The organism is Bradyrhizobium macuxiense (genome assembly GCF_007993935.1).
In the GTDB taxonomy this organism is placed as follows: Bacteria; Pseudomonadota; Alphaproteobacteria; order Rhizobiales; family Xanthobacteraceae; genus Bradyrhizobium; species Bradyrhizobium macuxiense_A.
Genome location: NZ_VITY01000003.1, coordinates 401,352 through 426,018, shown reverse-complemented (window position 1 = coordinate 426,018; position 24,667 = coordinate 401,352). Strand labels below are relative to the sequence as shown.

Genomic DNA, 24,667 nt, shown 5'->3' with positions numbered 1-24,667 from the left:
GCGTTTATCTGACCTCGAAATCGTCTTCCAGTGTCACTTTCTTGAAATCGGACACCAGGGCGTCGATCTGCATGTGCCAGCGGCCCGGGACCGGCAACGGGACCTTCTTCACGTGCCAATAGCCGTCGGATCCGAGCGCGGCGCTGCGTTCCAACGGCTCGATGCCGCGATCCGGCAAGCTCAGCGTCAGCGTCGCCTCCTTGGCCGCAAACGGGCTGGCATCGCCGTTCATCAGCTGCAGCACGAAATCGTTCTGCCCGACCTTGCCCGGCGCGATCAGCACCTGGAACATCGCGGCATCGGTGTGGATGTGGACCGCGAGCGGAACGTCGTCCGACATTGCCAGCACGCGTGGCGGCGGCGTGAAGCGCCATAGCGCGACGAGACCGAGGATGGCGATCATCAGCACGAATTCGAGCGCGATCGAGCGTTGCAGCGGTCGCGTCCGATGAAACTCACGCGCGATGGCCGGCGTGAACACCAGCCGGTTCAGCGCAGCGAGCCCGAGCAGGACCGCGACAAGCACAAGCTTCGCGACCAGGACGTTGCCGTATGCGGTGTCGATCAGCGCGCCGAAACTCTCGAGCTGGACGACAGCGAGCGCGAGGCCCGATAGCGCGATCAATGCGACGACCGGCACCGCGAGCGTCGAAAAACGCCGGAGCACCCGCAGCAGCGAGTCCTTGCGCTGCCAGGCAAGCACGGCCAGCGGCGCGAGTGCCCCCATCCAGAACGCGAGGCCGACGCCATGGATGAACAGCGCGGTCCGGGTCAGCCATTGCGGTGAGGCGGTGGCGGCGTGGCCGCTGACCGCAAACGACAGTCCGACACAGATCATGGCGACCGCAGTGCGGATCAAGGCTGCGCTGAATGACGGGCTGCGCCAGGCAATCGCTGCGATCAGCATCGCAGCGATCGCGAGCAGGAGGGCAGGAAACAGGCTGGTGCCGGCGGCGCTGGCCCACGCCGCCCATGTCAGGACGCCCGTGAACGGCAGGTTCAGCAGGTCGACGCCCTGCAAGCCGAGCGAAGCGACGGCGCCGACGAGGCCGATCTTGAGCGACCACATGATCAGCCGTTCGCCCGCCGGGCCCTGCCCGATCCAGGCGGCAAAGAACACGCCGCCGACGCCGGCAAACAGCCCCAGATAGAGCCCGAGCCGCGCCAGCCAGATCAGCGCATGGAGCACGCCGTCGCCTGATGGCGCCGCCGAGCCGGTGACGACACCGATCGAGAACAGCAACGAGCCCGCGACCGGATGGCCATCTTGCGACACCACGCGATAGCTCACCACCTGCGTGCCCTGCGGCAAGCCCGCCGGCAGCGTCACCATCACCGATTGATCGACGGCGCGGAACGCGACGTCGCGCGGCTTGCCCGCAGCATCGAGCAGGCTGACCGCGGTCGGCGCCACCGCTTCGTTGAAGCGAAGCACCATCGTCTTCGGCGCTTCCGCGACCACGCTGCCGTCCGCCGGCTCGGCGCCGATCAGAACGGCATGCGCGTAGACCGCCGTGGTCGCAAGACACAGCGCCACCAGCAGCGCTGCCAGGCTCGCTGCAACATGACGTGCGACCAGCCGCATGGCTTCAAGACTTCGGCAGCAGCTTGACGCCGGGCGCCGGTGTCTTGCTGCCACGGTCGTGCCCGCCGCCCTGCCCCTCGGCCGGGACATCGATCCAGCGGCTGACGCCCTGCTCGCATTCCTGCACCACCGGGAAATAGAGCACGGTGTTCGGCTTCAGCGCATCGGTGAGGAACGTCTGCATCACGAACTCGTCGTAGTTCTTGTCCGCGAGCTTGCCACCGCTCCAGGCGACTTCCTTGACGCCCTCGGAAAGCTTGGCGCCGTGATAGTCGTATTCGGCCGCGTATTTTCCGGTGACCGTATCGAGAGCCCAGCCGGGCTTCGGCATCGGCTTCACCCCGATCACGCCTTCCGGAATCTGCACGCGGATCTTGATCGTCGCCGATCCTGCGCAGCCGTGCGGCACGGCGAACACCGCCTTGTAGTACGAACCGACCGGCGCCTGCTTTCCTTCAAGCATGATATGGGCGATCACAGGCTGCGCTGCGAGCAGCGCAGCTGTGGCAATGAGGAGCGTGGGTGATCGCATGGCGCCCTCACATCTTCTTCATGTCCATGTGACCGGAATGGTCGCCATGGCCGGAGTGATCGCCGCCACCCGGCGCCTGCGCGCCGACGGCCTGCACATCGAGCGAGACCGCGACCTTGCCGGCCTTCTCGAATTCGAGCGTGACCGGAACCTTGTCGCCCTGCTTGAGCGGGCTCTTCAGGTCGAACATCATCAGATGGAAGCCGCCGGGCGCAAGCTTCACGGTCTTGCCGGGCTCGATGGCCAGTCCCTTGTCGAGCGCGCGCATCTTCATCACGCCGTTGTCCATCGACATCTCGTGGACTTCGACCTTGCCGGCGACATCGGCCGAGCCGGACACCAACCGATCCGGTGTCGTCCCCTTGTTCTCGATCGTCAGGTAGCCGCCGCCGATCTTGGCACCGTTCGGCGTCGCGCGCGTCCACGCCTGCGTGATCACGAGGTCGCCGGCCTTGACGTCCTCGGCACGCGCGGACGTCGACACAACAGCAGCAGTCAGCGCCGCGAGAGCGAGGATACGAGAGAGCGTCTTCATGGCGACGGATTCCTTTCAGGTTGAAGTCGTCGTGTTATCGGGTTGCTGCGGCCTGAGTGTCAGACCATTTGTTCAAATCGGCGATCTCGGCCGATCCTTCGATCGTCGTGATGATCCCGTCCCGGGCGATCAGCATGGTTCGCGGGATATCGCCCTGCCAGGCCGGATCGATCTCAAATCTCAATCGTTCGGCGAAACCATCGCCGAAAATCCAGTTCTCGGCCGATGCGAGCCCCGCGCTATCCAGCATCGATCGCGTTGCCTCCGGCAGGTTTGGAACCAGATCCGCGCTGATCGTCACGACGTCGATACCGGGATGATCCTTCATGAACCGGCCGAGTTGCGGCAGCTCGACCTTGCATGGTCCGCAGGTCACGCCCCAGAAATGCACCAGGGTCGGATGGCCGGCATGCGCATGCAGCAGCTTCTGCCAGCTGCCGCGCTCGAACGGCTTCGGTGCGCCCGCTGCCGCCAGTGCGGACGGCAGCGTTGCGAGCAGGATGAGGGTTGCGAGGAAACGGCGCTTCATGGTTCGCCCTCGATCGCCTGAAAGTGATAGCCGTCGGCCTTCGTCATCCACGACAGATAGGTCTGCCGGTGATCCGAGACGAGCAGCGGATGGTCGGAGCTGTCGGCGGTGTCGGCGATCACAGTCGGCTTCGACCAGGTTGCTCCGTCGTCGTGCGAGGTCATCAGATTGATCGACGTCTTTTGCCCATCGAATTCCTTCCAGGCCATCGCAAGCGCCTGCGGGCCCGCGATCACCTGCGGCCGTGACGGGCTGTGGTTGAGCTGACCGACCGGAAGCGGATCGGAGAAGGTTTTGCCGCCATCGCGCGACCGCGCGTAGAACAGCCCCTTGCGTGCCTTGCCGTTGGTGTACCACGTCACGTGATAGGTTCCGGCGGACGAAATGGTCAGGCTGGGACCATGATGCGGACATGCTGCGATCTGCCAGTCGTCGCGACTCACCCGATGCAACTCGCCTGATGTGGCCAGGTCGGTGAATGTCACGATCGCATGGTCGCGCACGCCGCCTTCGAAGATGTTGCGAAACACCACCACCGGATGGCCTGCGCCGTCGAACGCCAAAGCGAGACGGCAGCACTCGCAAGTGTTGTCGGCGGCCATCCGCGCATCGGAATAGGTCGCGCCATTGTCTTTCGATGACGCGAAGAACAATCCGGCGCCATCATATTTCTCGCCGCGCCGCTGCGCCGGGACACGGTTGCGCTTGTCGAGCCAGACCGCGAACACGGCGCCGGCAGGATCGAAGCCGATCGCTTCGAACCGTTGGCTCTCGTTGTTTGCGGTGATCGGCCTCGGGGGATCAAAGCTGTGCCCGCCATCAGTCGAGCGCGTGGTCAGCACCTGGCCGTTGAAGGCCTGATCGCGAAAGATCGAGAACGCCAGCGCGATGTCCCCCTTGGCATCGATCGCAAGCTTCGGCCGCGCGTCCGGCCCCCAATCCAGGTTCAGCCGCTCCCGGGTCACCTGGACCGGCGCGGAAAAGCTTTTGCCCTGATCCTTCGAGCTCGCGACGGAAATCTGACCTCCGGCCATCCAGGCCAGCCACAGCGTTCCGTCCGGGGCAAAGGCGGGAGTGACCTTGCTCGCGCAACGCAAGACGGTTTCCTCGCACGCCGCTTCCGAGGCGTGCTGATGGCTCATCTGCGCCCTGGCGAGCTTCGGAAAGGCCGCCAGCATGGCTGCCGCGAGCAGCATCCGAGCCGCAGGTTTGTGAGAGATCATCGATGCGCTCCTCATTTGAACGCGATCTTCATGCCCGCCACGAACGCCCGCGGCGATCCGGCATAGATCGAGCCGGTCGTATTCGCCAGTATGCTCGCGGGATTTTGAACGCCCGCCGCCGTTACCGAGTTCGCGATATTGTTCGCCGAGGCGATGTAGGTTCGATCGAACACGTTCCGCACCTCGAGATACAAATTCAGCGACTTGAAATAGTCGGAGATCAGATCCGTCGTGTAGTGAACGTTGAGATTGACCAGCTCGTAACCCGGAGCCCGCAGTAGATTGGCGTTGTCCATGTAGAAGCCATCCTTCCACTGGACTTCGACGAAGCCGCCAAGCCCCTGCAGCGGCCCCGACGGCTGGTCATAGCCCAGCCGTGTCGTCAGCTCATTCGGCGAGATGCCGGGAATCTTGTTCCCGACCCGATTGAATGTGAAGTTGCTGATGCTTTCGGTGTAGTCGGTATATACCTCGTCCAGATAGGTGTAGGCCGCCGTGAGCCGCCACCCCTGATAAAAGGCCCATTGAGCGGCGAGCTCTACGCCGCGATGTTCCGAGCGCGGCGCGTTGAAGGTGTATGTAAATCCCGCCACAGGCGTCGCCTGAGAGACAAGTTCATTGTTGAAGAATTCGTAGAAGGCGGTGGCGCTAACCTTCACGCTCTTGTTGGGCGACCAATCCGCACCGAGGTCGTAGCCGAGATTGGTCTGGGTTTTGAGCGACGTGTTGTTGCCCGGTGTCCCGCTCGGCAGAACGAACAGATTGCTGACCTGCGGCGTACCGTAGCCGGTCGCCACGCGAGCACGTAGCTGCCATTCGTTGTCCGGCTTGTAGATGAGCGCGAACTCCGGCGCAGTGTTGGTGAACACAGGCGCCGCCTGCGTCACGGTCGCTCCCACGATCGCTGGATTGTTGGGGACCGGATAGGACAGCGTCGTGTTGACACCGTTCAGCGTGGTCGTTTCCCAGCCGATTCCAGCGATCGCCGTCACCGACGGAATCAGCTTGATTTCTTCCCGCGCCCGGACGCCGTAATTGGTTGTCGATTGATACAGGGTGCTCTGTGGCAGTCCAAGCGTCGCATTGCCCGCGGGCGAAACGTTCCAGGTCGTACCGGTCGTCGTGAGGGTGTTGTACCAACCCCCGACCATCGTGGTCGAATCCATTCCGAACAATTCGCCGCGCTTGGTCAAATCGCTCATGAAGTTGTACGAGGGATAGTCGCCCAGCGCGCTAGTCGAGCCCGTCGGCTGATTGATGTTCCTGTCGTCGAAGACGAATTGGTTGCGCCACGTAGTCGTATTGTCGAAATCGTGCTCCCAGCGGCCCCCGACGATCGTGCGGCGGTCATCTCGGCCGAGGCCCGCTTGAACCGCGGTCTCGGTGGATTTGGTTCCGTTGAAGCCGTTGTTGAACAGAGAGACGGTTCCGCATCCCGGCGCGGCGGTGGCCCCGGTCGCGCAGCCCTGTTGGAACGGGTTCTGGTTGAACTGATTGAGCGAGGAGCGGATCGGCAGCCGCGCCGTCAGGTCGTTGTTGATCAGCTTGAACGTGAAACGGTCATCCGGCGTCGCCTGCAGGGTGCCGAGGAAATTGACGGTCTGGGTGTTGAACCAGCTGTTGCCGAGATAGCCATCGCCGCGGGTGTCGCTCGCGAACAGCGAGCCCTCGAAATTGCCGACCTTCTTGCCGGCGGCCAGATAGTTATTGAGATAGCCGAAGCTGCCGCCATCGACGCCATATTCGACGCCGTCGATCGTGCCGCCCGGCCGGGTCCGGAAATTCAACGCACCACCGGTCGCGTAATTGCCGTAGAGCGCCGATGACGGGCCGCGGACGACGTCGATCGCGCCATAGGCATGCGGATCGATCAGATCGCTGCGCGACAGACCGTCCGGCTGGGTGACCGGGAACCCGTCATCGAAGATAACGAGGTTGCGGATGCCGAAGCCGTTGCGGGCATTCGAGCCGCGGATCGAGATCCCGAAGTCACGCGGGCCGTTGCCCTGCTTGATCGAGATGCCCGGACTGTCCCGCAGCACATCGGCGACGGAGAACGACGGCCGGTTGTCGAACTGGCTGCGGTCGATGGTGGTCTGCGTCTGGCCGGCCGGCGCCTGGTTCAGACCGTTCCGGGCTGCTGCAGCGGTCTCTCCCGGCCTCGCGGCGCGTGTTGTATCCGCGGCCAGCGTCGGCGCCGCGCGCGGCTTGGGCGGTCGCCGGACGGATGCCGCGCGAACGCGGGGCTTCTGCGCAACGGGCTTGGTTCGCGCCGCCGTCTGGGGCGCCTCGACCGTGACGGAGGGTAGTGTCGTCTGGGCCTTCGCCCAACAATTGATCGTCGAAAGGGCCGCACCGAGCATCAGCGCACTTGCCCTGCCCCGCGGTTGAAACCGAAACATGGATGAATCCTGACACCGGCTCTCTGGCCGGCTTGCTCAAGAGCACTCGCCGGCGCGGCACGCGCACCGGCAGCGACAATCTCGTCAGGAAAACAGCGGCGGCGCGCGGGCCTGCGCCGCAAGATGCGCCCGCGAACGATCGAATTCGCTGGCGAAATCCAGCCAGGCGATCCGGCTTGGCACGCGCGGGGCGGCCAGCGCTGCGACTTGCGGGTTATCAACGGGCGCACCGGTCTGCAACACGCTGCACGCCGAGCAGCAGCCGTCATGGGCGTCATGACCGGTCTGGTCACCCTGCCCGCCGCGCGAGCCGGCATCGCCGTGGCAGATGGTCGCCGCCGCGAGCGGATCCGACGCCGCAAGGCTCGCCGCCCAGCAGGCCCCGATCGGTGCAAAAATCTGCACCAGCAGGGCAACCAGGACTATAGGCAGAAAGTTCTTCAACCGCCGGCGCATCGCAAAACCCATCCGGGACGGAACTAACCACCAAGGGCGTCGAAAGTCGAGATCGCGGACACGCCCCGCTTCTTCCAGCCGACGGAATTTGCCGAACGTGACGTCGGCGCCGCTGCTGCCTCGCAAGCGGTCGTATCTCCTTACCCCGTCACGGGTTTTCACACGAATGTCATAACCGGCAGTGGCTCCATCCCAATCATTTCGCAAACTGCTCGAAATTTGAACAATCGTTGCCGAAAATGATGACAAGGCTGGAAAGATAGTCTACCAATTCGGGCGCAGGTCAGCCGCGAGGTGTGTCCTGGTGGTCCAAGTCTCGGGAGGAGCCCGACGCGCACAAGCAGCGTCACCCCATCAATCAAGATCAAATCGAATTTTTGGGGCAAATAGGGTCGACACAATTTTTGGAGCAGGGCTTGGAGCCCTGCTCTTTTTTTATGTGATGATCGCATCAAGCAATGACCTCATCATCGAATCCAATCGAACGTAGTTTCGAACTCGCGGCGGCGGCTTGCGATGATCTGACGCCGCACGTGTACCAACGCTTGTTTCGCGAGCATCCCGAGGCGCAGGCGATGTTTCGCACCGAAGGCAGCGAGCCGGTGAAGGGCTCGATGCTGGCGTTGACCATCGAGGCCATTCTCGATTTCGCGGGCGAACGCCGCGGGCATTTTCGCCTGATCGAATCGGAGGTGTTCTCGCACGACGCCTACGGGACGCCACGCGAACTGTTCGTCGCATTCTTTGCGGTGATTGCGAACTGCTTGCGCGACATTCTCGGCGAGCAATGGTCGCAAGAGATCGATGCTGCGTGGCACAAGCTGCTCCGCGACATCGAGGCCGTCGTGCTGCAGCAGACACATCTCGTGGACGAGAGGGCGTAGCGTCGCCGTTCCGATTGTGACACACTCCCTTTATCCGCGGCGCGTGCAACTGACGCCGACGGTCAGAAAAACGAAGAGGGAGCAAGCAATGACCGACAAGGGGATGGACAAGGCGTCGACGACGCGGCGCGACCTTCTGCAAATGGCGGCGGCAGGCGGCGCCGGCCTGCTCGGCGGAATGGGCGTGACGACGTCCGCGCTCGCAGCCGAAATGGGACGTTCGGAAAAGCCGCTGAAGGCCGCATTCTCCAACGCCGGACTGCAGGCGACGTGGTGCGCACAGGGCAAGCAGGCCGCCGAGTTCTGGGGCAAGCTGTTCAACGTCGAGGTCACCTGGTTCGACGGCCAGCTCGACGCCGTCAAGCAACGCGCCGCCATCGACAACATGGCCTCGCAAAAATGGGACTTCGTCGCGATCCAGGCGTTCGGCATCGGCACGCTGACCCAGCCGGTGCAGAAGATGATCGACGCCGGCACCCCCGTGATCGACATGGACACGCTGATCGCTCCGCTCGATCAAATTAACGTCCATTCGTTCCTCGCCCCCGACAACGAATTCATGGGCGCCTCGGTGACGCAGGCGCTGTGCAACGCGATCGGCGGCAAGGGCAAGGTCATCATGACCCAGGGCGCGCTCGGCCACACCGGCGCGCAGGGCCGCGCCAAGGGCTTCAACTCGGTCGTGAAGCAGTTCCCGAACATCGAGGTGCTGGACACCCAGCCCGCCGACTGGGACGTCTCCAAGACCGCCCGGCTTTGGGAAACCTATCTGACGAAATATCCGCAGATCGATGCGGCTTTCTTCCACAATGACGACATGGCGCTCGCGGCCGCCAACATCATGAAGGCGCACAACCGCACCAACATCCTGATCGGCGGCGTCGACGCCATGCCGCCGGCGATCCAGGCGGTCAGCGAAGGCCGCATGTTCGCGACCGTCCGCAATCCGTCCTGCCGCATCCATGGCGGCGCGATCGTCGCGGGCGTCGCCGCCGTGGTCGGCGGCGAGAAGAGCGGCCAGGGCATTCCGAAGAACGTCGTGACCGACGGTCCGGTCGTGACCAAGGCCAATGCCGCCGGCATGCAATGGATGGAGGATCACTTCCTGATCTGAGCGGGCCGCATGTCGCAGGGACGCTCCCCGATCCTCGAGTTGAACCAGATCACGAAGGCCTTCGGCGGTGTCGAAGCCCTTCGTGGGGTCGACTTCGCGCTGCACGCCGGCGAGATCCACGGTCTCGTCGGCGAGAACGGTGCCGGGAAAAGCACGCTGATGAAGATCATCGCCGGCGTGCATCCGGAATTCTCCGGCCGCTTCATGCTGGATGGCAAGGAGACCCGGTTCCGCTCCACCCGCGACGCCCACGCCGCCGGCATCGGCATGGTGCATCAGGAGCTCAGCGTCGCGCCTGATCTCACCGTCGCCGAGAACGTCTTCCTCGGCAACCAGCCGACCAACCGCCTCGGCTTCGTGCAATGGCGGCGGATGGCGCGCGAGGCCGGCGAGCAGCTGTCCCGCTTCGGCATCGACGTCGATCCGATGACGCGGCTCGGCGACCTGCCGATCGGCCTGCAGCAGCTGATCGAGATCGCCCGCGTGCTGTTCTCGGGCGCGCGCATCATCATCCTGGACGAGCCGACCTCCGCGCTCTCCCCGCCCGAGGTCGAACGCCTGTTCGCGACCTTGCAAAAGCTTCGCGACGAAGGCACCAGCATCGTCTTCATCTCGCATTTCATCGAGGACATCCTGCGCGTCTCCGACCTCGTGACCGTGTTCCGCAACGGCCGCAAGATCGCCGAGACCGCTTCCGCCGACACCACCAAGGGCGCGCTGATCGAGGCCATGATCGGCCGCGGCGGCGAGGCGCTGGAGCACAGCTACACCGACGACCTGATGCTCCCGCAAGCGAGCGCCGGCTCGGCCGTCCTCAGGGTGGACCAGCTTTCGCTCGGCCGCACCCTGCAGGACGTCTCGTTCGAGGCCCGCTCCGGCGAAGTGCTCGGCATCTACGGCTTCATGGGCTGCGGCCAGTTGGAGCTGTCGCGCATCCTGTTCGGCAAGCTGCGGCCGGACGGAGGCACGCTCGCGGTCGACGGCGCCGCGAAAACCTTCCGCAGCACCGCAGCCGCGCGGCGGGCCGGCGTCGCGCTGGTGCCGGAAAGCCGGCGCGCGATGCTGTTCCACCAGGAGCCGGTCTACAAGAACATCTCGATCTCGATCCTCGAACGGATTTCGGCGCTGCTGCTCAAGCCGGTGCGCGAGCGCGCCATCGCCCAGCGCCAGGTCGAGCAGTTGCAGATCAGGCCGCCGGTGGTCGGCCTCGATCTCGGCATGCTCTCCGGCGGCAACCAGCAGAAGGTGGCGCTGGCGAAATGGCTGACCTACCCGCCGCGCCTGCTGGTGCTGTGCGAGCCGACCCGCGGCATGGATGTCGGTGCCAAGAACGACGTGATCAACATCGTGCGGGATCTCCGCGCCAAGGGACTGGCGATCATCGTGCTGTCGACCGAGCCGGAGACGGTGCTGTCGCTGGCCGACCGTATTTTGGTGCTGAAGCGCGGCGCGGTGGTGCGTGAATTCGCAGGCGAGGCAGTCAGCAAGGATCGGCTGCTGGAGGCCGCGTGATGGAGAGACATGATGGCAAGCAGTGACAGCGCGACGGCACCTGCGGATCACAAGCGGCCGCGCGGGCTGGCGCCGTTCCTGCGCTCGCAGATGCGCAACATCGCGCCGTTCCTGACGCTGATCTTCCTCAGCGCCTTCTTTGCGATCGCGAGCCCGTCGTTTGCGACCATCGACAATGTCGGCAACATCCTGACCCAGGTGTCGGTCACCGGCATCATCGCGGTCGGCCTCACTTTTGTGATCCTGTGCGCCGAGATCGATCTGTCGATCGCCAGCATCGCCAACGTCACCGGCATTGCGGTGGCATACTTCACGCTGCAGGAATCCTACGTCAACATCGCCAACGTCCCGATGCCGGGCATCGTCGCGATCCTGCTGGCGCTGGCGCTGTGCGCGCTGCTCGGCCTCGTCAACGCGTTGGGGCTGACCATGATCGGCATCCCCTCCTTCATCATGACGCTCGCCATGATGCAGATCGCGGCCGGCGTCTCGGCGCTTTTGGTGCGCGGCCAGATCGCTTACAAGGTGCCGGACCTGATCACGACGCTCGGCTCGGGCTCGATCGGCGGCATCCCCTGGATCGTGATCGTCGCGGCGGTGATGCTGCTGGGCGGCCACCTGGTGCTGACCTACACGCGCTTCGGCCGTTACGTCTACATGGTGGGCGGCAACCGCGAGGCCGCCGAGTTCGCCGGCCTCAACGTCAAGCTCATCCTCGGCAGCGTGATGGTGATCTCGGCGGTCTGCTCGGGGATCGGCGGCATGCTCGGCGTCGCCCATTTCGGCAGCGCGCAGCAGAACGAGTTCGACACCTATTTGCTGGATTCGATCGCGGCCGTGGTGGTCGGCGGCACCAGCCTGTTCGGCGGCCGCGGCGGCATCGGCAACACCATCGTCGGCCTGTTCGTGCTCGGCGTGCTCAACAACGGCCTCGACCACGTCAACATCGACAGCTTCCTGAAGATCCTGATCCGCGGCCTGATCCTGCTCGCCGCGCTGATCATCAACGTCTACGCGCAGCGGCTGCGGGAGCAAGCGGCGGATTAGTATGACGAAGGGTGAGCACACGTTCGTCGTCCCGGCGAAGGCCGGGACCCATAACCACAGGGTCCAGTTGTTGAAGTGAGCTGCGGCTCCAGCGTTGCGCGACAATTCGCATTCGTGGCAATGGGTCCCGGCCTTCGCCGGGACGACGATGAGGATGGTTCTCGATTCAAGATGCCAGACCGCGGTGTCATCACTCGCGCAGGCGGGTGATCCAGTATTCCAGAGACGGCAGTGCTTGAGCCGAGAGGCCGCGGCGTACTGGATCGCCCGGTCGAGCCGGGCGATGACAGCTGAGAGATGCCCTGCAGCAACGCGTCAAAAAATATCCGAACAAGCCCGGCCGGGCCGGCGCTAATCTCTGGCGGCAGCGGAGGGTTACGCCTTTGTCAGTGTCGACAGCACATCGGGAGATAAGTGGGAGGTTCGGCAGGAGGACGATCGCCGTTGCAGCCGGTGTTGCTCTCAGCCAGGCCGCGATGGCAGCTCCGCCCGATAATCCCAATCCGGCACTTGCCCCATGGTTTGAGAGCCTGAAGCAACCGGGCACCGGCGCGTCGTGCTGCTCGATTGCGGATTGCCGAACGGTCGAGTTCCGGCAGGACCGGGACGGCTACGAGGTGTTGATCGATAGTCGCTGGAAGCTGTCGTCGCCATTCTGGCTGCGGGTCCCACCGAACAGGATCATCAACAGAACCGACAACCCGACGAACCGCGCAGTGGTCTGTTTCACGCCTGAGGCCGGCATTCTCTGTTTCGTGCGTCCGGCCGAAAGCTAGTCCGTGCCGCCGCGGCTGACGCGACTATCGGCACTTCCCGTTCATCTGGCAAAATCCGGTTGCCAGTGGCGCAACTCGCGCGCGGCGTAGGTGACCGCGCCGATCGTTGTGTAGGACGGCGTCTCCAGCATCAAGTTGCGCGCGAGCTTGAGGCTGCGTGCCTCGCCGATCGCGCGCTGCTTCTCGTCCGTGATCCATTCGAAATCGATGTTGTGCGCGAGGCCGAGAATGCGCCGGATGGTCTTGGCCGCGGCGAAGCCGACCGTGTCCTGGAACAGCCGCGCCATGTAGGCCTGCCGTTCCGCCTCCAGCCGCGCCGCGCCCGCCTCACCTGCAAACAACGACACTGGATAGCCGTCGCCCTTTGCCTCGCCACGCCACAGCGCGAGAAACTTGCGGGAAAATTCCGTCCAGACGCCCTCGATGGTATCCAGGAGCCAGGCCTCGAATGAGGCCCGCTCGCCTTGTGTGCGCTCGTGGCCGGCGGAAGCCAGATAGGCCATCAGCAGATTGCCGATGACGGCACCGATATCGAAGCCCATCGGGCCGTAGAAGGCGAATTCGGGGTCGATCACCTTGGTCTCGGTTTCGGTGACCATGATCGAGCCGGTGTGCAGGTCGCCGTGCAGCAGCGCCTCCGGGCTCGCCATGAACTTCAGCTTCAGCCTGGAGATCGCGACGTGGAGGTCGAGGTCCTCGCGGAACGCCGCCGCGGTCGCGTCGAGATACGGCGCGGTCCAGCGGTTCTGCTCGGCGATCCGGTACGGATCGGTGAAGATCAGGTCCTCGGTGATCTTGCAGAGCGCGTGATTGCCGGCAAACGCCGCGATCCCCTCTTTCTTCTCCGCCGCCGACAGCGCGAGATCGGACGAGAAGAACAGCGTCTGCGCCAGGAAGGTCGAGATATCCTCGACAAAGCGCGGATAGCGCGTGGCTCCGATCAGCCCCTTGCGCATGATGATGTGCGGCTCGAGCAGCTCCATCGCGGTGAGCGCAAGCGGCGCGTCGTGATGCAGCACCGCCGGCACCAGCTTTGGCGCCAGCCGCGCGTGATGCACCAGCGCTAGGTGCTCGTAGTGCGCCCGCGACAGCGGGAGCGGCCAGCTCTCGCCGACCAGCCGGACATAGGGCAGTGCCTGCTTGACGGCGATACCGCCGCTCCTGCCCTTGACGATGAAGACGAGGTTGAGATTGCCGTCGCCGACCTCGCTGATCGACCAGTCGGCCGGCGCGCCGCCGAGTTGGGTCACGATGGCCGGAAGCTCCGCGAGATAGTCCCGTAGATCGGCCTCGCGCAGGATTCGATACTGACCGGCCCCGGACGAGCCTGGTTGCGCCTGCAGGTTCATGGTGGCCCCTCCTTCGATTGCCTCCGGGCGAGGTTGATCCTCGCTCCCGTTCCAGGATGTTCGCGCCGATGGCGGCCGTTCACCTAGCTGGATCATAGTTGCAGCAAATGCGGGCGGCGACCAGCGCATAGCTCGCGATGACTGTGTCCCCGTCGGGTCTGAGCGGGATCAAGCCGATCGTCGCGGATCGCTTGCCGTCGTCGATTTCATCCCAAACAGCCGCCATATTTCTGAAACTTGATGGCAATGTTTCCTGCAACCCGCAGGGGATGTGGGATTTGCGTCCCGTCAAGCTGGATGTAACCTGCTTGTGTCGAAACCTGTCGATCCGCGGCACAGGCGTCGACCGCTAGCAGCTCGTACGATGACCGACGACACCGAGACCATTTCACTGCGCCACACCATGGTCGATGGCGTCCAACAGGACGACGACTATGAGGTGATCTGGCGTGGCCTCCCGGTGGGGAGGATCATGCGGCAGCATGACAGCCGGCAATGGTGGTGGGGCTGCAACGTCTATGGCCGACCGCCGACAAACGGCGACAGAGGTCCTGCGATCGATTTCAAGGACGGTCAGGTCCGCTTCAAGCTTGCCTGGGGGCGGCTTAGGCCGACCCTGACCGACGAGGAGATCGCCGTCGCGACACGCCACGCGGAAGGACTGCAGAAGCAAGCGGCCGGGCAAGCCGTGGCGGCCAAGGCGGACGTGGTTCAGGTCATGCAAAACAGCCGCGGGGCGCTCCGCCATCGCGTGCTCAAGCCCGGCACCATCGAATTCAACGGCGGCGCCATCGACTGCGTGATCCGAAACATCTCGGAGACCGGCGCCGCGCTCGAAGTCACGAGCCCGGTCGGCATCCCCGAGACCTTCAACCTGGTGATCCCCAGCGATCACACCAACCGTCCATGCCGGGTCGCCTGGCGTAGGGAGCGCCGGATCGGTGTCAGGTTCACCTAGTCCTCAGGCCGGGGAAACTGTTCCCGCATGCCGCTTCGCTCATGTAGGCTACCTGGCAACCCGGCCTGCAGGTTCACCCATGTTCGTCGCCGTGTTCTCGATCTTCGCTGCCGGTCGCAAGGATCCGCTTGTCGACATGGTCGAGCGCGTGCACGCCGGCTTCCTTGCCGCCGGTTTGGGTGAGCCGACGGTGCGGTTCAGACTGTCCGATCCCCCGCTCAGCGCCGAGATCGCGGCCGTGCAAGCCATTGCGGGGACGAAGCGCGTCTCAAGCATCGCCAGGGTGCTCAAGCGCTGGCCCGAATTGGAGCGCTTCGCGCGCACGACCGGCTCGGTTGGTCCCGGCCGGGCGGAGGTTCGCGCGATGTCGAACGTGACCGAAACCGGCACCGTCGAGGCGGTCGACTTCGCCATCCTCAGGGAGATCGCAGCAGGCGTCCCGAAGTCATTTCCATGCCACGCCATCGACCTGCATTTCTCGGTGCCCGCCTTTTCGGATGGCCCGCCGCTGCCCGCTACGCCCGATCTGCAGACTCTTCGCGGCCTGATGCGTGCCGGCGTCGACATCGGCGCCGGACATCCGACGTCGCCCGGCATCAGCGTGCACGACAAGTGGTGGGTGAATGGGCGGCAGCGGTCGCTCGCCGCGCTGCGCATCGTCGAAGCCGATCCGCAGGCGAAGAAATTGCCGGAGCCGCCGGCCGATGTCGCAGCCCTGCTTGCGGCCTGCGGCAAGGTGCGAAAGACGGTGCAGGTCCCGATGGTCGCGACGCCCACCGCTGCGGAGCCGGCTGCGGCCCCGCATCCCGGCGGCTTGCGTCAGCCGGTGGACGACGCCATCCGCACGGTCGTGCGTGAGCATCGGGCGGGGATGGGCGAGTTGCTCGAGACCCTTCCGCACGATCTGCCCCATCAGGTCGAGAACGTGGCTGCGACGGCCCTCGGCGAGAGCCCGGGCGCCGGCCCCAAGAAGCCCGATCTGGTTCGCGCCTTTGCGCCGCTCGGCTACGATTGCCGCGGCGAGAGCGGATCGTTCCGGCTGCAGCGGCGCACGCCGGGCAATCTCACCGTCAGGCTGCAGGTCGATGTCGGCAGCTGGGGCAGTTCGGTCACCGCCTTCATGCAGGTGATAGGCATGGTGAACGGGCACGCCTTCAAGGCGACGCTGCCGCTCCATGCCTCGCGCCGCGCGGTCCGCGGCGACGTGAGAGGGGTGGAGTTGCCGAGCCAATTCCCGATCGGCGACGCCGAGCGATGGCGGCAAATAACCGACAACCTGGCAACGCTCGTCGCAACGCTTGATCGCAGTTTCGTGCCCGAGATCGAGGCGATCTCCGGCCCCTCGCCCGAGTGGTTTCGGCCGGAGCAAACCTGAATTCGGCGCTCACCTGTCAGCACGACCCGCCGGCTCATGCGGGCGACTTGGCTGCCTCAGTACTTGGCTGCCTCAGTTATGAAACTCCGGCATCCCCATCAGCTTCGACAGCCGCTCGATCGAGAGATAGCCGGAATAATACGCCCACATCGCGATCGCGAAGATCACCGCCGAGATCAGCGTGGTCCACATCAGCTTGCGGCCCATCCGTGCCAGGATCGGCGCGCCGGGGTCGGTGCCGGGCGCGCCGACGCCGTCCTCGTGCTGGCTGCGCACGCCGAACGGCAGCGTCAGGAACAGCACGAGCCACCAAAGGACGAAGTAGATCGCGAGCCCGGTGGAGATTTGGTACGCCATATGGCCTCAGGCCTGTTCGATCTCGACCAAGGCGCCGGAAAAGTCCTTGGGGTGGAAGAACAGCACCGGCTTGCCGTGCGCGCCGATCTTCGGCTGGCCATCGCCCAGCACCCGGGCGCCCTCGGCGATCATGCGGTCACGCGCCGCGATGATGTCGGGCACGTCGTAGCAGACATGGTGGATGCCGCCGTCGGCATTGCGCTCGACGAATTTTGCGATCGGCGAGGCCTCGCCGAGCGGCTCGATGAACTCGATCTTGGTGTTCGGCAGCGTCACGAACACCGTGATGACGCCATGCTCCGGCAGCGGCACGGCATCGGAAATCTCGGCATTGAAGGCGGTGCCGTAGATCTTGGCGGCCTGCTTGGCGTCCTTGACCGCGATGGCGACGTGATTGAGCCGGCCCAGCATCTCTTTCTCCCTTGTGTCGTTGCGCGCGTTTCGAAACCGCGCGTCAAACCGTCAGTACGTGCACGACGCAGATCGGCTTCTTGCCCCATTGCTCGTTCAACGCGGCCCGCACCGCCCGGCGCACCGATTCCCCGAGCGCGTCCGGATCGCGCCGCCGCGGCTTCGGCAAGCCCTCGATCGTCGAGACCACCACGTCGAACACGATGTCGTCGAGCAGCTCGCCCGCGGCATTGTTCTCCGGCATGCCGACGAGATCAACCTCGGGATCGTCGACGAGCTCGCCCTGCTGGGTCATGGCGATGGCGACGAACGCGCAGCCGGCAAAGCCCATCCGCCGCCGCTCGACCACGGCGCGCGACTTGGAATCCTCCAGGATGGTGCCGTCCTTGTAGAGCCGGCCCGCCGGCACTTCGCCGATGATGCCGGACTCGCCGGGCCCGAGCTTGACGAGGTCGCCATTGCGGCAGGTCAGGACCTTGGGGACGCCCGCGGCGCGCGCCAGCTTGGCGTGTTCGGCAAGATGCAGCGCCTCGCCATGCACCGGGATGAGGAGCTGCGGCCGCACCCAGGAGATCATGTCGCGCAGTTCGTCGCGCCGCGGATGGCCGGAGACGTGCACCAGATGCTCGCGGTCGGTGATGATCTCGACGCCCTGCGTCACCAGCCCGTTGATGATGCCGCCGACCGCCTTCTCGTTGCCGGGAATGGTGCGGGAGGAGAAGATCACGGTGTCGCCCTTGTTCAGCGTCACCTGCGGATGATCGTTGTTGGCGATCCGGGCCAGCGCCGCGCGGGGTTCGCCCTGGCTGCCAGTGCACAGCGCCAGCACCTTGTCAGGCGGAAAATGTCCATAATAGTCGGTGCTGCGGAATTTGTGCGAGCCGTCGAGATAGCCGCATTCGCGTGCGACCTGCACCACGCGCTCCATGGCGCGGCCGACCACCACGACCTCGCGATCGGCGGCGTTGGCAGCATCCGCCACCGCCCTCACCCGGGCGACGTTGGAGGCGAAGGTCGTGACCGCGACCCGGCCCTTGGCCGCCTTGACCAGCTTCTTGATCGTGGCGGCAACCTCGGTCTCGGAGGGCGAGCGCCCGTCGCGCACCGCGTTGGTGGAATCGCCGACCAGCGCCAGCACGCCTTCGTCGCCGAGCTCGCGCAGCCGCCGCTCGTCGGTCGGCTGGCCAATGATCGGGGTCGGGTCGATCTTCCAGTCGCCGGTGTGCAGCACGGTGCCGATATCGGTCTTGATCGCCAGCGCGTGCGATTCCGGAATCGAATGCGCGACCGGAATGAACTCGACATTGAACGGGCCGATATCGACCCGGCCGCCCGACGGGATCACGGTGACCGGGATTTTCGGCGGATTGCGCTCGGCGGCGCATTTGGCCTCGAACAGCGCCGCGGAGAACTGCGTCGCGTAGATCTTGCAGCCGAGCTTCGGCCAGAGGTCGATGATCGCGCCGAAATGGTCCTCATGGGCGTGCGTCAGCACGAGGCCCATCAGGTTGTTGCGCTCCTTCTCCAGGAAGCGGACATCAGGCATGATCAGGTCGATGCCCGGCAGATGCTCCTCGTCGCCGAAGGAGACGCCGAGATCGACCGCGAGGAACGAGCGCTGGTGGCGGTTGCCGAGGCCGTAGATCGACAAATTCATGCCGATCTCGCCGACGCCGCCGAGCGGTGCAAAGGTGAGCTCGTCGGGTCGCGCCATCAGTTCGCCCTCACCGAGGCCGCGGTGCCGAAATAGACCTCGCCGGCCGTCACGGGCATGCGCTGTCCATCGGCAGTGCGGACGATCAGGCAGCCGGTATCGTCGATCGTATCAAAGATGCCTTCGAGGGTCGCCGAGCCGGTCTGGACCGCGACCTTCTCGCCGAGCCCGGCAGCACGCTCCAGCCACAGCCTGCGGATCTCAGGAAAGCCGCGGCCGTCGTCCCAGATGCCGCGAAACTCGACCCAGGCGTCGGACAGCGCGGTGAACAGCTCCTCCGCGCCGATCTGGATACCGAGCGCGGCGAGCGAGACAGCCGGCGTCGGCGTTCCCTCGGGCGCGGCGATGACATTGGTGCCGATGCCGACGACGACCGCCAGCCCGTTTCCAATGGCCTCGGCCTCGAGCAGGATGCCCGACAGCTTCTTGCCGTCGGCGAGCACGTCGTTCGGCCATTTCAGGGTGAACTTCGGGCTATCAGGACCAAGCCGCAGCGCCGCCTCGATGCTGACTTTCTGCAGCGCGGCCTCAAGCGACAGCCCGGCGGCGAAGCCGAGCGTTGCTGCGATCGCCGGCTGAACGCCCGTCACTTCGAGGATTGTGCTGGCGAGATTGCCGCGCGGCGCGACCCAGACCCGCTGGCGCCGGCCGCGGCCTGCGGTCTGCTCCGGCGTCACGAACCACATCGGCCCTTGCTCGCCGTCGCGGGCGCGCAGCATCGCCTCGGCATTGGTCGAGCCGATCTGGTCGAAGGCGGCGAGCCTATGGCCCGCCGCGATGGCCCGGGGTCCGAGCGTGAAGGTCATATCGAATCTATGCGCATGATCCGTTCCGAAAGCCAGCGTCCTGTTTTCGGAACCTCGCGCGTCAAAATAGCGATTTCGCCGCCGCCGTCGCCACGCTCACCAGCGGGCCCGGATAGGCGAAGAAGAAGATGTTGAAGATGCCTGCGACCGCCAGCACGGTGCGCAGCTCGACGCGGACCGGGTCGAGCTTGCCGAGCGGCTGGTCGAAATACATCACCTTGACGATCGACAGATAGTAGAACGCGCCCACCACGCTGGTCAGCACGCCGATCACCGCGAGCGTGAACAGGTTGGCCTTGATCGCGGCGACGAACACGTACCACTTGCCGAAGAAGCCGGCGAGCGGCGGGACGCCGGCCAGCGAGAACAGCAGCATCGCGAAGATGAAGGCGATCAGCGGGTTGGTGCGGGACAGGCCGGCGAAATCGCTGATCTGCTCCAGCGGCTGGCCATTGCGCTTCATCGCCAGGATGATGCTGAAGGAGCCGAGCGTCATCGCGACATAGATCGCGATGTAGATCAAGACGCCCTGCGCGCCCTCGACCGTGCCGGAGGCGAGGCCGACCAGGGCGAAGCCCATATGGCCGATCGAGGAATAGGCCATCAGGCGCTTGATGTTGGTCTGGCCGATCGCGGCGAACGAGCCCAGCGCCATCGAGGCGATCGCCACGAAGACCAGGATCTGCTGCCACTGGGTGACGATGCCCGGGAACGCGGTCAGCGTCGCACGGGTGAACACGGCGAGCGCCGCGACCTTTGGGGCGGACGCGAAGAACGCCGTCACCGGCGTCGGCGCGCCCTCATAGACGTCGGGCGTCCACATGTGGAACGGCACCGCCGAGACCTTGAAGCAGAGGCCGGCGAGCAGGAACACCAGGCCGAACACGATGCCGATGCTGCCGGTGGTGGCCGCCGCCGCGATGCCGGCGAAGCTCACCGTGCCGGTGAAGCCGTAGATCAGCGAGGCGCCGTAGAGCAGCATGCCCGACGACAGCGCGCCGAGCACGAAGTACTTCAGGCCGGCTTCGCTCGACTTGGCATTGTCGCGCTGGCTGGCAGCGACGACATAGAGCGCAAGGCTCATCAGCTCGAGGCCAAGATAGAGCGAAATCAGGTCGCCGGCCGAGATCAGCACCATCATGCCGAGCGTCGACAACAGCACCAGGATCGAGAACTCGAAGGTGCGGCTCGACGGCTGGGACAGATATTCGGTCGACAGGATCAGCGTCACCGCCGACGCGATCAGGGCAAGGACCTTCAGGAAGCGGGCGAAGTCGTCGACGATGAAGCTGCCGCCGAAGGTCACGAGCTTACCGGCCGGCAGCCAGAGCTCCAGCACGCCGGTTACGACCAGCAGCAGCACCGCGAGCGTGGTGACGAAGCGCGTCGTCCCCTGCCCGCGATAGGCTCCGATCATCAACAGCACCATTGCGCCGACCGCGAGCACCAGCTCCGGCAGCACCGGCTGCAACTGATAACCTGCACTGGAAAAGCTCATGGGCTAAGGCCTTACTGCGTAACCAGCGCGGCTGCCTTCACGGCAGTCACGGCGGTTTGGTAATTATTGACGAGTTGCTGCACCGAGGCCGCCGACATGTCGAGCACCGGCTTCGGATAGACGCCGAACAGGATGGTCAGCGCGATCAGCGGGAACAGCGTCACGCATTCGCGGAAGGTGAGATCCTTGATCGACATCAAGGACGGCTTGACCAGCGCGCCGAACACCACCTTGCGGTAGAGCCAGAGCGCGTAACAGGCCGACAGGATCACGCCCGTGGTGGCGAAAAACGCCGTCGGCAGCGAGATCTTGAAGGTGCCGAGCAGCGTCATGAACTCGCCGACGAATCCGCTTGTGCCCGGCAGACCGACATTGGCCATGGTGAAGACCATGAAGGTCATCGCGTAGAGCGGCATCCGGTTGACGAGGCCGCCATAGGCCGCGATCTCGCGGGTGTGCATGCGGTCGTAGACGATGCCGACGCAGAGGAACAGCGCGCCGGAGACGATGCCGTGCGAGACCATCTGGAACATGCCGCCGGCGACTCCCTGGGTGGTCACCGCGAAGATGCCCATGGTGACGAAGCCCATATGCGCGACCGAGGAGTACGCGATCAGCTTCTTCATGTCCTCCTGCATCATCGCCACCAGCGAGGTGTAGATGATGGCGATGACGGACAGCGTGAACACGAACGGCGCGAAGTCGTGGCTGGCCAGCGGGAACATGGGCAGCGAGAAGCGCAGGAAGCCGTAGCCGCCCATCTTCAAGAGGATCGCGGCCAGGATCACCGAGCCCGCCGTCGGCGCCTCGACATGCGCGTCAGGCAACCAAGTGTGTACCGGCCACATCGGCATCTTCACCGCGAACGAGGCGAAGAAGGCGATCCACGCCCAGGTCTGCATGCCGCGCGGCACCGCAGTGTGCATCAGGGTCGGGATGTCGGTGGTGCCGGCGTTCCAGTACAGCGCCATGATGGCGAGCAGCATCAGCACCGAGCCGAGGAACGTATAGAGGAAGAACTTGAACGACGCGTAGACCCGGCGCGGACCGCCCCAGACGCCGATGATCAGGAACATCGGGATCAGGCCGCCCTCGAAGAACAGGTAGAACAGCACGAGGTCGAGCGCCGAGAAGGTGCCGATCATGAGCGTTTCCAGGATCAGGAACGCCATCATGTATTCGCCGACGCGCTGCGTCACCGACCGCCAGCTCGCGATGATGCAGAGCGGCATGATCGCGGTGGTCAAGATGAGCAGCGGCAGCGAGATGCCGTCGACGCCCATGTGGTAGGTGATGCCGGTGGCGAGCCAGGACGCCTTCTCGACGAACTGGAAGTCGGTCGAGGCCGGGTCGAAGCGCGCCACCAGGATCAGCGACACCGCGAAGGTGATCAGCGTGGTCCACAGCGCGATCCAGCGCGCCGTGCGGTTGGCGCTCTCGTCGCCGCCTCGGGCCAGGAGATAGACCAGGATCGCGCCGACCGCCGGCAGGAAGGTCGTGACCGAAAGGATGGGCCAGGTTGTCATTTACTGGCCTCCCAAGCCGAACATGAACCAGGTGATCAATCCGGCCGCCCCGATCAGCATCGCGAATGCGTAGTGATAGAGGTAGCCGGTCTGCAATTTCACGACATTGCGGGTGACGTCGAGCACGCGGGCTGAGACGCCATCGGGACCAAAGCCGTCGATGATGAAGCCGTCGCCCTTCTTCCAGAGCGTGTAGCCAAGCCACTTCGCCGGCCGCACGAAGATCCAGTCGTACAGCTCGTCGAAGTACCATTTGTTGAGTAGGAACTGGTAGAGCATCGGCTGCTGGTTCGCGAGCTCGACCGGCAGATACGGCCTGCGGATGTAGAACAAATACGAGACGAACAGGCCGAGCGCCATCATCACGGTGGGCAGCGGCGCGAGCCAGCTCGGCATGTGCTCCATGTCCTCGAGGATGTGCGGGTTCATCTTCACGGATTCGCGGAAGAACTCCTCGACGCCATGCGGGCTGGCGAACACTTCCTTGAACGGCAGCCCGGCCAGGATCGAGCCGGCGGCAAGCACGCCGATCGGCACCAGCATCCAGACCGGGCTCTCATGCGCGGCCTCGTAGTGCTTCTGGTCGTGCGGCTCGCCGAAGAACGTCTTGAAGATCAGACGCCAGGAGTAGAACGAGGTCAGGCCGGCGGCCACGATCGTCAGCAGATAGGCATAGGTCGCGAACGGATTGTGCGCGGCGTAGGCCGACTCGATGATCGCGTCCTTGGAGAAGTAGCCGGCGAACAGCGGGAAGCCGGTCAGCGCCAGGGTGCCGATACACATCACCGCGAAGGTGTACGGGATCTTGCGCCACAGGCCGCCCATGTTGCGGATGTCCTGCTCGTGGTGCATCGCGTAGATCACCGAGCCTGACCCTAAGAACAGCAACGCCTTGAAGAAGGCGTGCGTGAACAGATGGAACATGCCGACCGAATAGGCCCCTGCTCCCATCGCGACGAACATGTAGCCGAGCTGCGAACAGGTCGAGTACGCGACGATGCGCTTGATGTCGTTCTGCACCAAGCCGATCGTGGCGGCGAAGAACGCCGTGGTCGCGCCGAAGAACATCACCACCGCCTGCGCGGTCGGCGACAGCTCGAACAGCGGCGACAGCCGGGCCACCATGAAGACACCGGCGGTGACCATGGTCGCGGCGTGGATCAGCGCCGACACCGGGGTCGGGCCTTCCATGGCGTCCGGCAACCAGGTGTGCAGCAGGAACTGGGCCGACTTGCCCATCGCGCCCATGAACAGCAGCAGGCAGGTCAGTGTCAGCGCATTCACCTGCCAGCCGAAGAAGTCGGTGGTCTTGCCGGTCAGCCCCGGCGCGGCGTGGAAGATGGTCTCGAAATCGGTCGAGCCGACCAGCGCGAAGATCGCGAAGATGCCGAGCGCGAAGCCGAAGTCGCCGACGCGGTTGACCACGAAGGCCTTGATCGCCGCCGCATTGGCCGACGGCTTCTGGTACCAGAACCCGATCAGGAGGTAGCTGGCGAGACCGACGCCCTCCCAGCCGAAGAACAGCTGCACGAGGTTGTCCGAGGTCACCAGCATCAGCATCGCGAAGGTGAACAGCGAGAGATAGCCGAAGAAGCGCGGCCGGTTCGGATCCTCGTCCATGTAGCCGATGGAATAGAGGTGGACGAGCGCGGACACCGTGTTGACCACGACCAGCATCACGGCGGTCAGGGTGTCGACTCGCAGCGTCCAGGCCACCTGCAGATCGCCCGAGGTGATCCAGGGCAGCAGCACGACGCGGGCGTCATGGTGCATGAAGCCGACATCGACCAGCGTGAACCAGGACAGCGCCGCCGAAACGAACAAGAGGCCCGTGGTGATCAGTTCGGCCAGCCGGGAGCCTGCGGCCGCCGGCTCGGAGACGTGGTGGTCGTCATGGCCATGATCGTCATGGCCGTGGTCGTCGTGGGCCGCGGAGGCATGGGCGTCGCCATGCGCATCGTCGTGATGGTCGACGGTATCGCCGCTCGGGCAGCGCGCATGCGCGCCAACCAGCGAGATAATTCCCGCAAGGATGGCGCCGAGCAGCGGCAGGAAAACGATTGCCTGAACCATGACTG

Annotated in this window: 22 protein-coding genes; 7 read left to right on the top strand and 15 right to left on the bottom strand. The window is 64.8% G+C overall.

Features of this window, described 5'->3' with window-relative positions:
- Positions 1-4 precede the first annotated feature (4 nt).
- The 7 genes from FBZ93_RS09970 to FBZ93_RS41275 form a co-directional block, all read right to left on the bottom strand.
- Positions 5-1,585 carry a copper resistance CopC/CopD family protein gene (locus FBZ93_RS09970; protein WP_146985718.1) on the bottom strand — a complete coding sequence of 527 codons (1,581 nt, stop codon included), beginning with the start codon at positions 1,583-1,585 and terminating at the stop codon, positions 5-7.
- A gap of 4 nt (positions 1,586-1,589) precedes the next feature.
- A complete protein-coding gene (locus FBZ93_RS09965) occupies positions 1,590-2,117 on the bottom strand; it encodes a YcnI family copper-binding membrane protein (RefSeq protein ID WP_146985717.1) in 528 nt (175 codons plus the stop codon).
- Between the two features lie 7 nt (positions 2,118-2,124).
- The gene (locus tag FBZ93_RS09960; protein ID WP_146985716.1) at positions 2,125-2,652 is read right to left on the bottom strand and encodes a copper chaperone PCu(A)C; all 528 of its coding nucleotides are present in this window, start codon (positions 2,650-2,652) and stop codon (positions 2,125-2,127) included.
- A gap of 34 nt (positions 2,653-2,686) precedes the next feature.
- Complete coding sequence (locus FBZ93_RS09955) at positions 2,687-3,181, bottom strand: TlpA family protein disulfide reductase (RefSeq protein ID WP_146985715.1); 495 nt, start codon at positions 3,179-3,181, stop codon at positions 2,687-2,689.
- Complete coding sequence (locus tag FBZ93_RS09950) at positions 3,178-4,404, bottom strand: sialidase family protein (protein ID WP_146985714.1); 1,227 nt, start codon at positions 4,402-4,404, stop codon at positions 3,178-3,180. The genes FBZ93_RS09955 and FBZ93_RS09950 overlap by 4 nt, the downstream gene beginning before the upstream one ends.
- Positions 4,405-4,415: 11 nt before the next feature.
- Positions 4,416-6,806, bottom strand: a complete 2,391-nt coding sequence (locus FBZ93_RS09945) for a TonB-dependent receptor family protein (RefSeq protein ID WP_146985713.1) — start codon at positions 6,804-6,806, stop codon at positions 4,416-4,418.
- Between the two features lie 84 nt (positions 6,807-6,890).
- Positions 6,891-7,511: a DUF2946 domain-containing protein gene (locus tag FBZ93_RS41275; RefSeq protein WP_246667427.1), complete on the bottom strand. Its 621-nt coding sequence runs from the start codon at positions 7,509-7,511 to the stop codon at positions 6,891-6,893.
- 209 nt (positions 7,512-7,720) lie between these two features.
- Between FBZ93_RS41275 and FBZ93_RS09935 the strand changes: the two genes are divergently transcribed.
- The 5 genes from FBZ93_RS09935 to FBZ93_RS09915 all read left to right on the top strand — a co-directional run bounded on the left by FBZ93_RS09935 (position 7,721) and on the right by FBZ93_RS09915 (position 12,595).
- On the top strand, positions 7,721-8,146 hold the full coding sequence (locus FBZ93_RS09935; protein ID WP_146985712.1) for a globin: 426 nt from the start codon (positions 7,721-7,723) through the stop codon (positions 8,144-8,146).
- A gap of 88 nt (positions 8,147-8,234) precedes the next feature.
- On the top strand, positions 8,235-9,260 hold the full coding sequence (locus FBZ93_RS09930; RefSeq protein ID WP_146985711.1) for a sugar ABC transporter substrate-binding protein: 1,026 nt from the start codon (positions 8,235-8,237) through the stop codon (positions 9,258-9,260).
- A gap of 9 nt (positions 9,261-9,269) precedes the next feature.
- Positions 9,270-10,772, top strand: a complete 1,503-nt coding sequence (locus FBZ93_RS09925; RefSeq protein ID WP_146985710.1) for a sugar ABC transporter ATP-binding protein — start codon at positions 9,270-9,272, stop codon at positions 10,770-10,772.
- Positions 10,773-10,784: 12 nt separating this feature from the next.
- Positions 10,785-11,819 carry an ABC transporter permease gene (locus FBZ93_RS09920; protein WP_074127762.1) on the top strand — a complete coding sequence of 345 codons (1,035 nt, stop codon included), beginning with the start codon at positions 10,785-10,787 and terminating at the stop codon, positions 11,817-11,819.
- A 476-nt stretch (positions 11,820-12,295) separates the two neighbouring features.
- Positions 12,296-12,595, top strand: a complete 300-nt coding sequence (locus tag FBZ93_RS09915) for a hypothetical protein (RefSeq protein ID WP_146985709.1) — start codon at positions 12,296-12,298, stop codon at positions 12,593-12,595.
- A 41-nt stretch (positions 12,596-12,636) separates the two neighbouring features.
- Here FBZ93_RS09915 and mtnK read toward each other — a convergent pair whose 3' ends face one another.
- Complete coding sequence (gene mtnK / locus FBZ93_RS09910) at positions 12,637-13,944, bottom strand: S-methyl-5-thioribose kinase (RefSeq protein WP_146985708.1); 1,308 nt, start codon at positions 13,942-13,944, stop codon at positions 12,637-12,639.
- A gap of 718 nt (positions 13,945-14,662) precedes the next feature.
- Between mtnK and FBZ93_RS09905 the strand changes: the two genes are divergently transcribed.
- Together FBZ93_RS09905 and FBZ93_RS09900 are read left to right on the top strand one after the other, a co-directional pair.
- Positions 14,663-14,902: a PilZ domain-containing protein gene (locus FBZ93_RS09905; protein WP_146986019.1), complete on the top strand. Its 240-nt coding sequence runs from the start codon at positions 14,663-14,665 to the stop codon at positions 14,900-14,902.
- A 79-nt stretch (positions 14,903-14,981) separates the two neighbouring features.
- Positions 14,982-16,277, top strand: a complete 1,296-nt coding sequence (locus FBZ93_RS09900; RefSeq protein ID WP_146985707.1) for a hypothetical protein — start codon at positions 14,982-14,984, stop codon at positions 16,275-16,277.
- A gap of 72 nt (positions 16,278-16,349) precedes the next feature.
- Here the strand turns inward: FBZ93_RS09900 and FBZ93_RS09895 are convergent, their stop codons facing one another.
- From FBZ93_RS09895 to nuoL, 7 genes are all read right to left on the bottom strand, one after another.
- A complete protein-coding gene (locus tag FBZ93_RS09895) occupies positions 16,350-16,634 on the bottom strand; it encodes a DUF1467 family protein (RefSeq protein WP_146985706.1) in 285 nt (94 codons plus the stop codon).
- Positions 16,635-16,640: 6 nt separating this feature from the next.
- Positions 16,641-17,045, bottom strand: coding sequence for a methylmalonyl-CoA epimerase (gene mce / locus FBZ93_RS09890; RefSeq protein WP_016841811.1), 405 nt, complete (start codon positions 17,043-17,045; stop codon positions 16,641-16,643).
- Between the two features lie 43 nt (positions 17,046-17,088).
- The gene (locus tag FBZ93_RS09885; protein WP_146985705.1) at positions 17,089-18,759 is read right to left on the bottom strand and encodes a ribonuclease J; all 1,671 of its coding nucleotides are present in this window, start codon (positions 18,757-18,759) and stop codon (positions 17,089-17,091) included.
- The gene (locus tag FBZ93_RS09880; RefSeq protein WP_146985704.1) at positions 18,759-19,565 is read right to left on the bottom strand and encodes a biotin--[acetyl-CoA-carboxylase] ligase; all 807 of its coding nucleotides are present in this window, start codon (positions 19,563-19,565) and stop codon (positions 18,759-18,761) included. The genes FBZ93_RS09885 and FBZ93_RS09880 overlap by 1 nt, the downstream gene beginning before the upstream one ends.
- Before the next feature lie 61 nt (positions 19,566-19,626).
- Entirely contained in the window at positions 19,627-21,063 is a 1,437-nt protein-coding gene (gene nuoN / locus FBZ93_RS09875) for an NADH-quinone oxidoreductase subunit NuoN (RefSeq protein ID WP_146985703.1), read from the bottom strand.
- An 11-nt stretch (positions 21,064-21,074) separates the two neighbouring features.
- Positions 21,075-22,589, bottom strand: coding sequence for an NADH-quinone oxidoreductase subunit M (locus tag FBZ93_RS09870; RefSeq protein ID WP_146985702.1), 1,515 nt, complete (start codon positions 22,587-22,589; stop codon positions 21,075-21,077).
- Positions 22,590-24,662 carry an NADH-quinone oxidoreductase subunit L gene (gene nuoL, locus FBZ93_RS09865; RefSeq protein ID WP_146985701.1) on the bottom strand — a complete coding sequence of 691 codons (2,073 nt, stop codon included), beginning with the start codon at positions 24,660-24,662 and terminating at the stop codon, positions 22,590-22,592. It abuts the gene before it with no gap.
- Between the last annotated feature and the right edge of the window lie 5 nt (positions 24,663-24,667).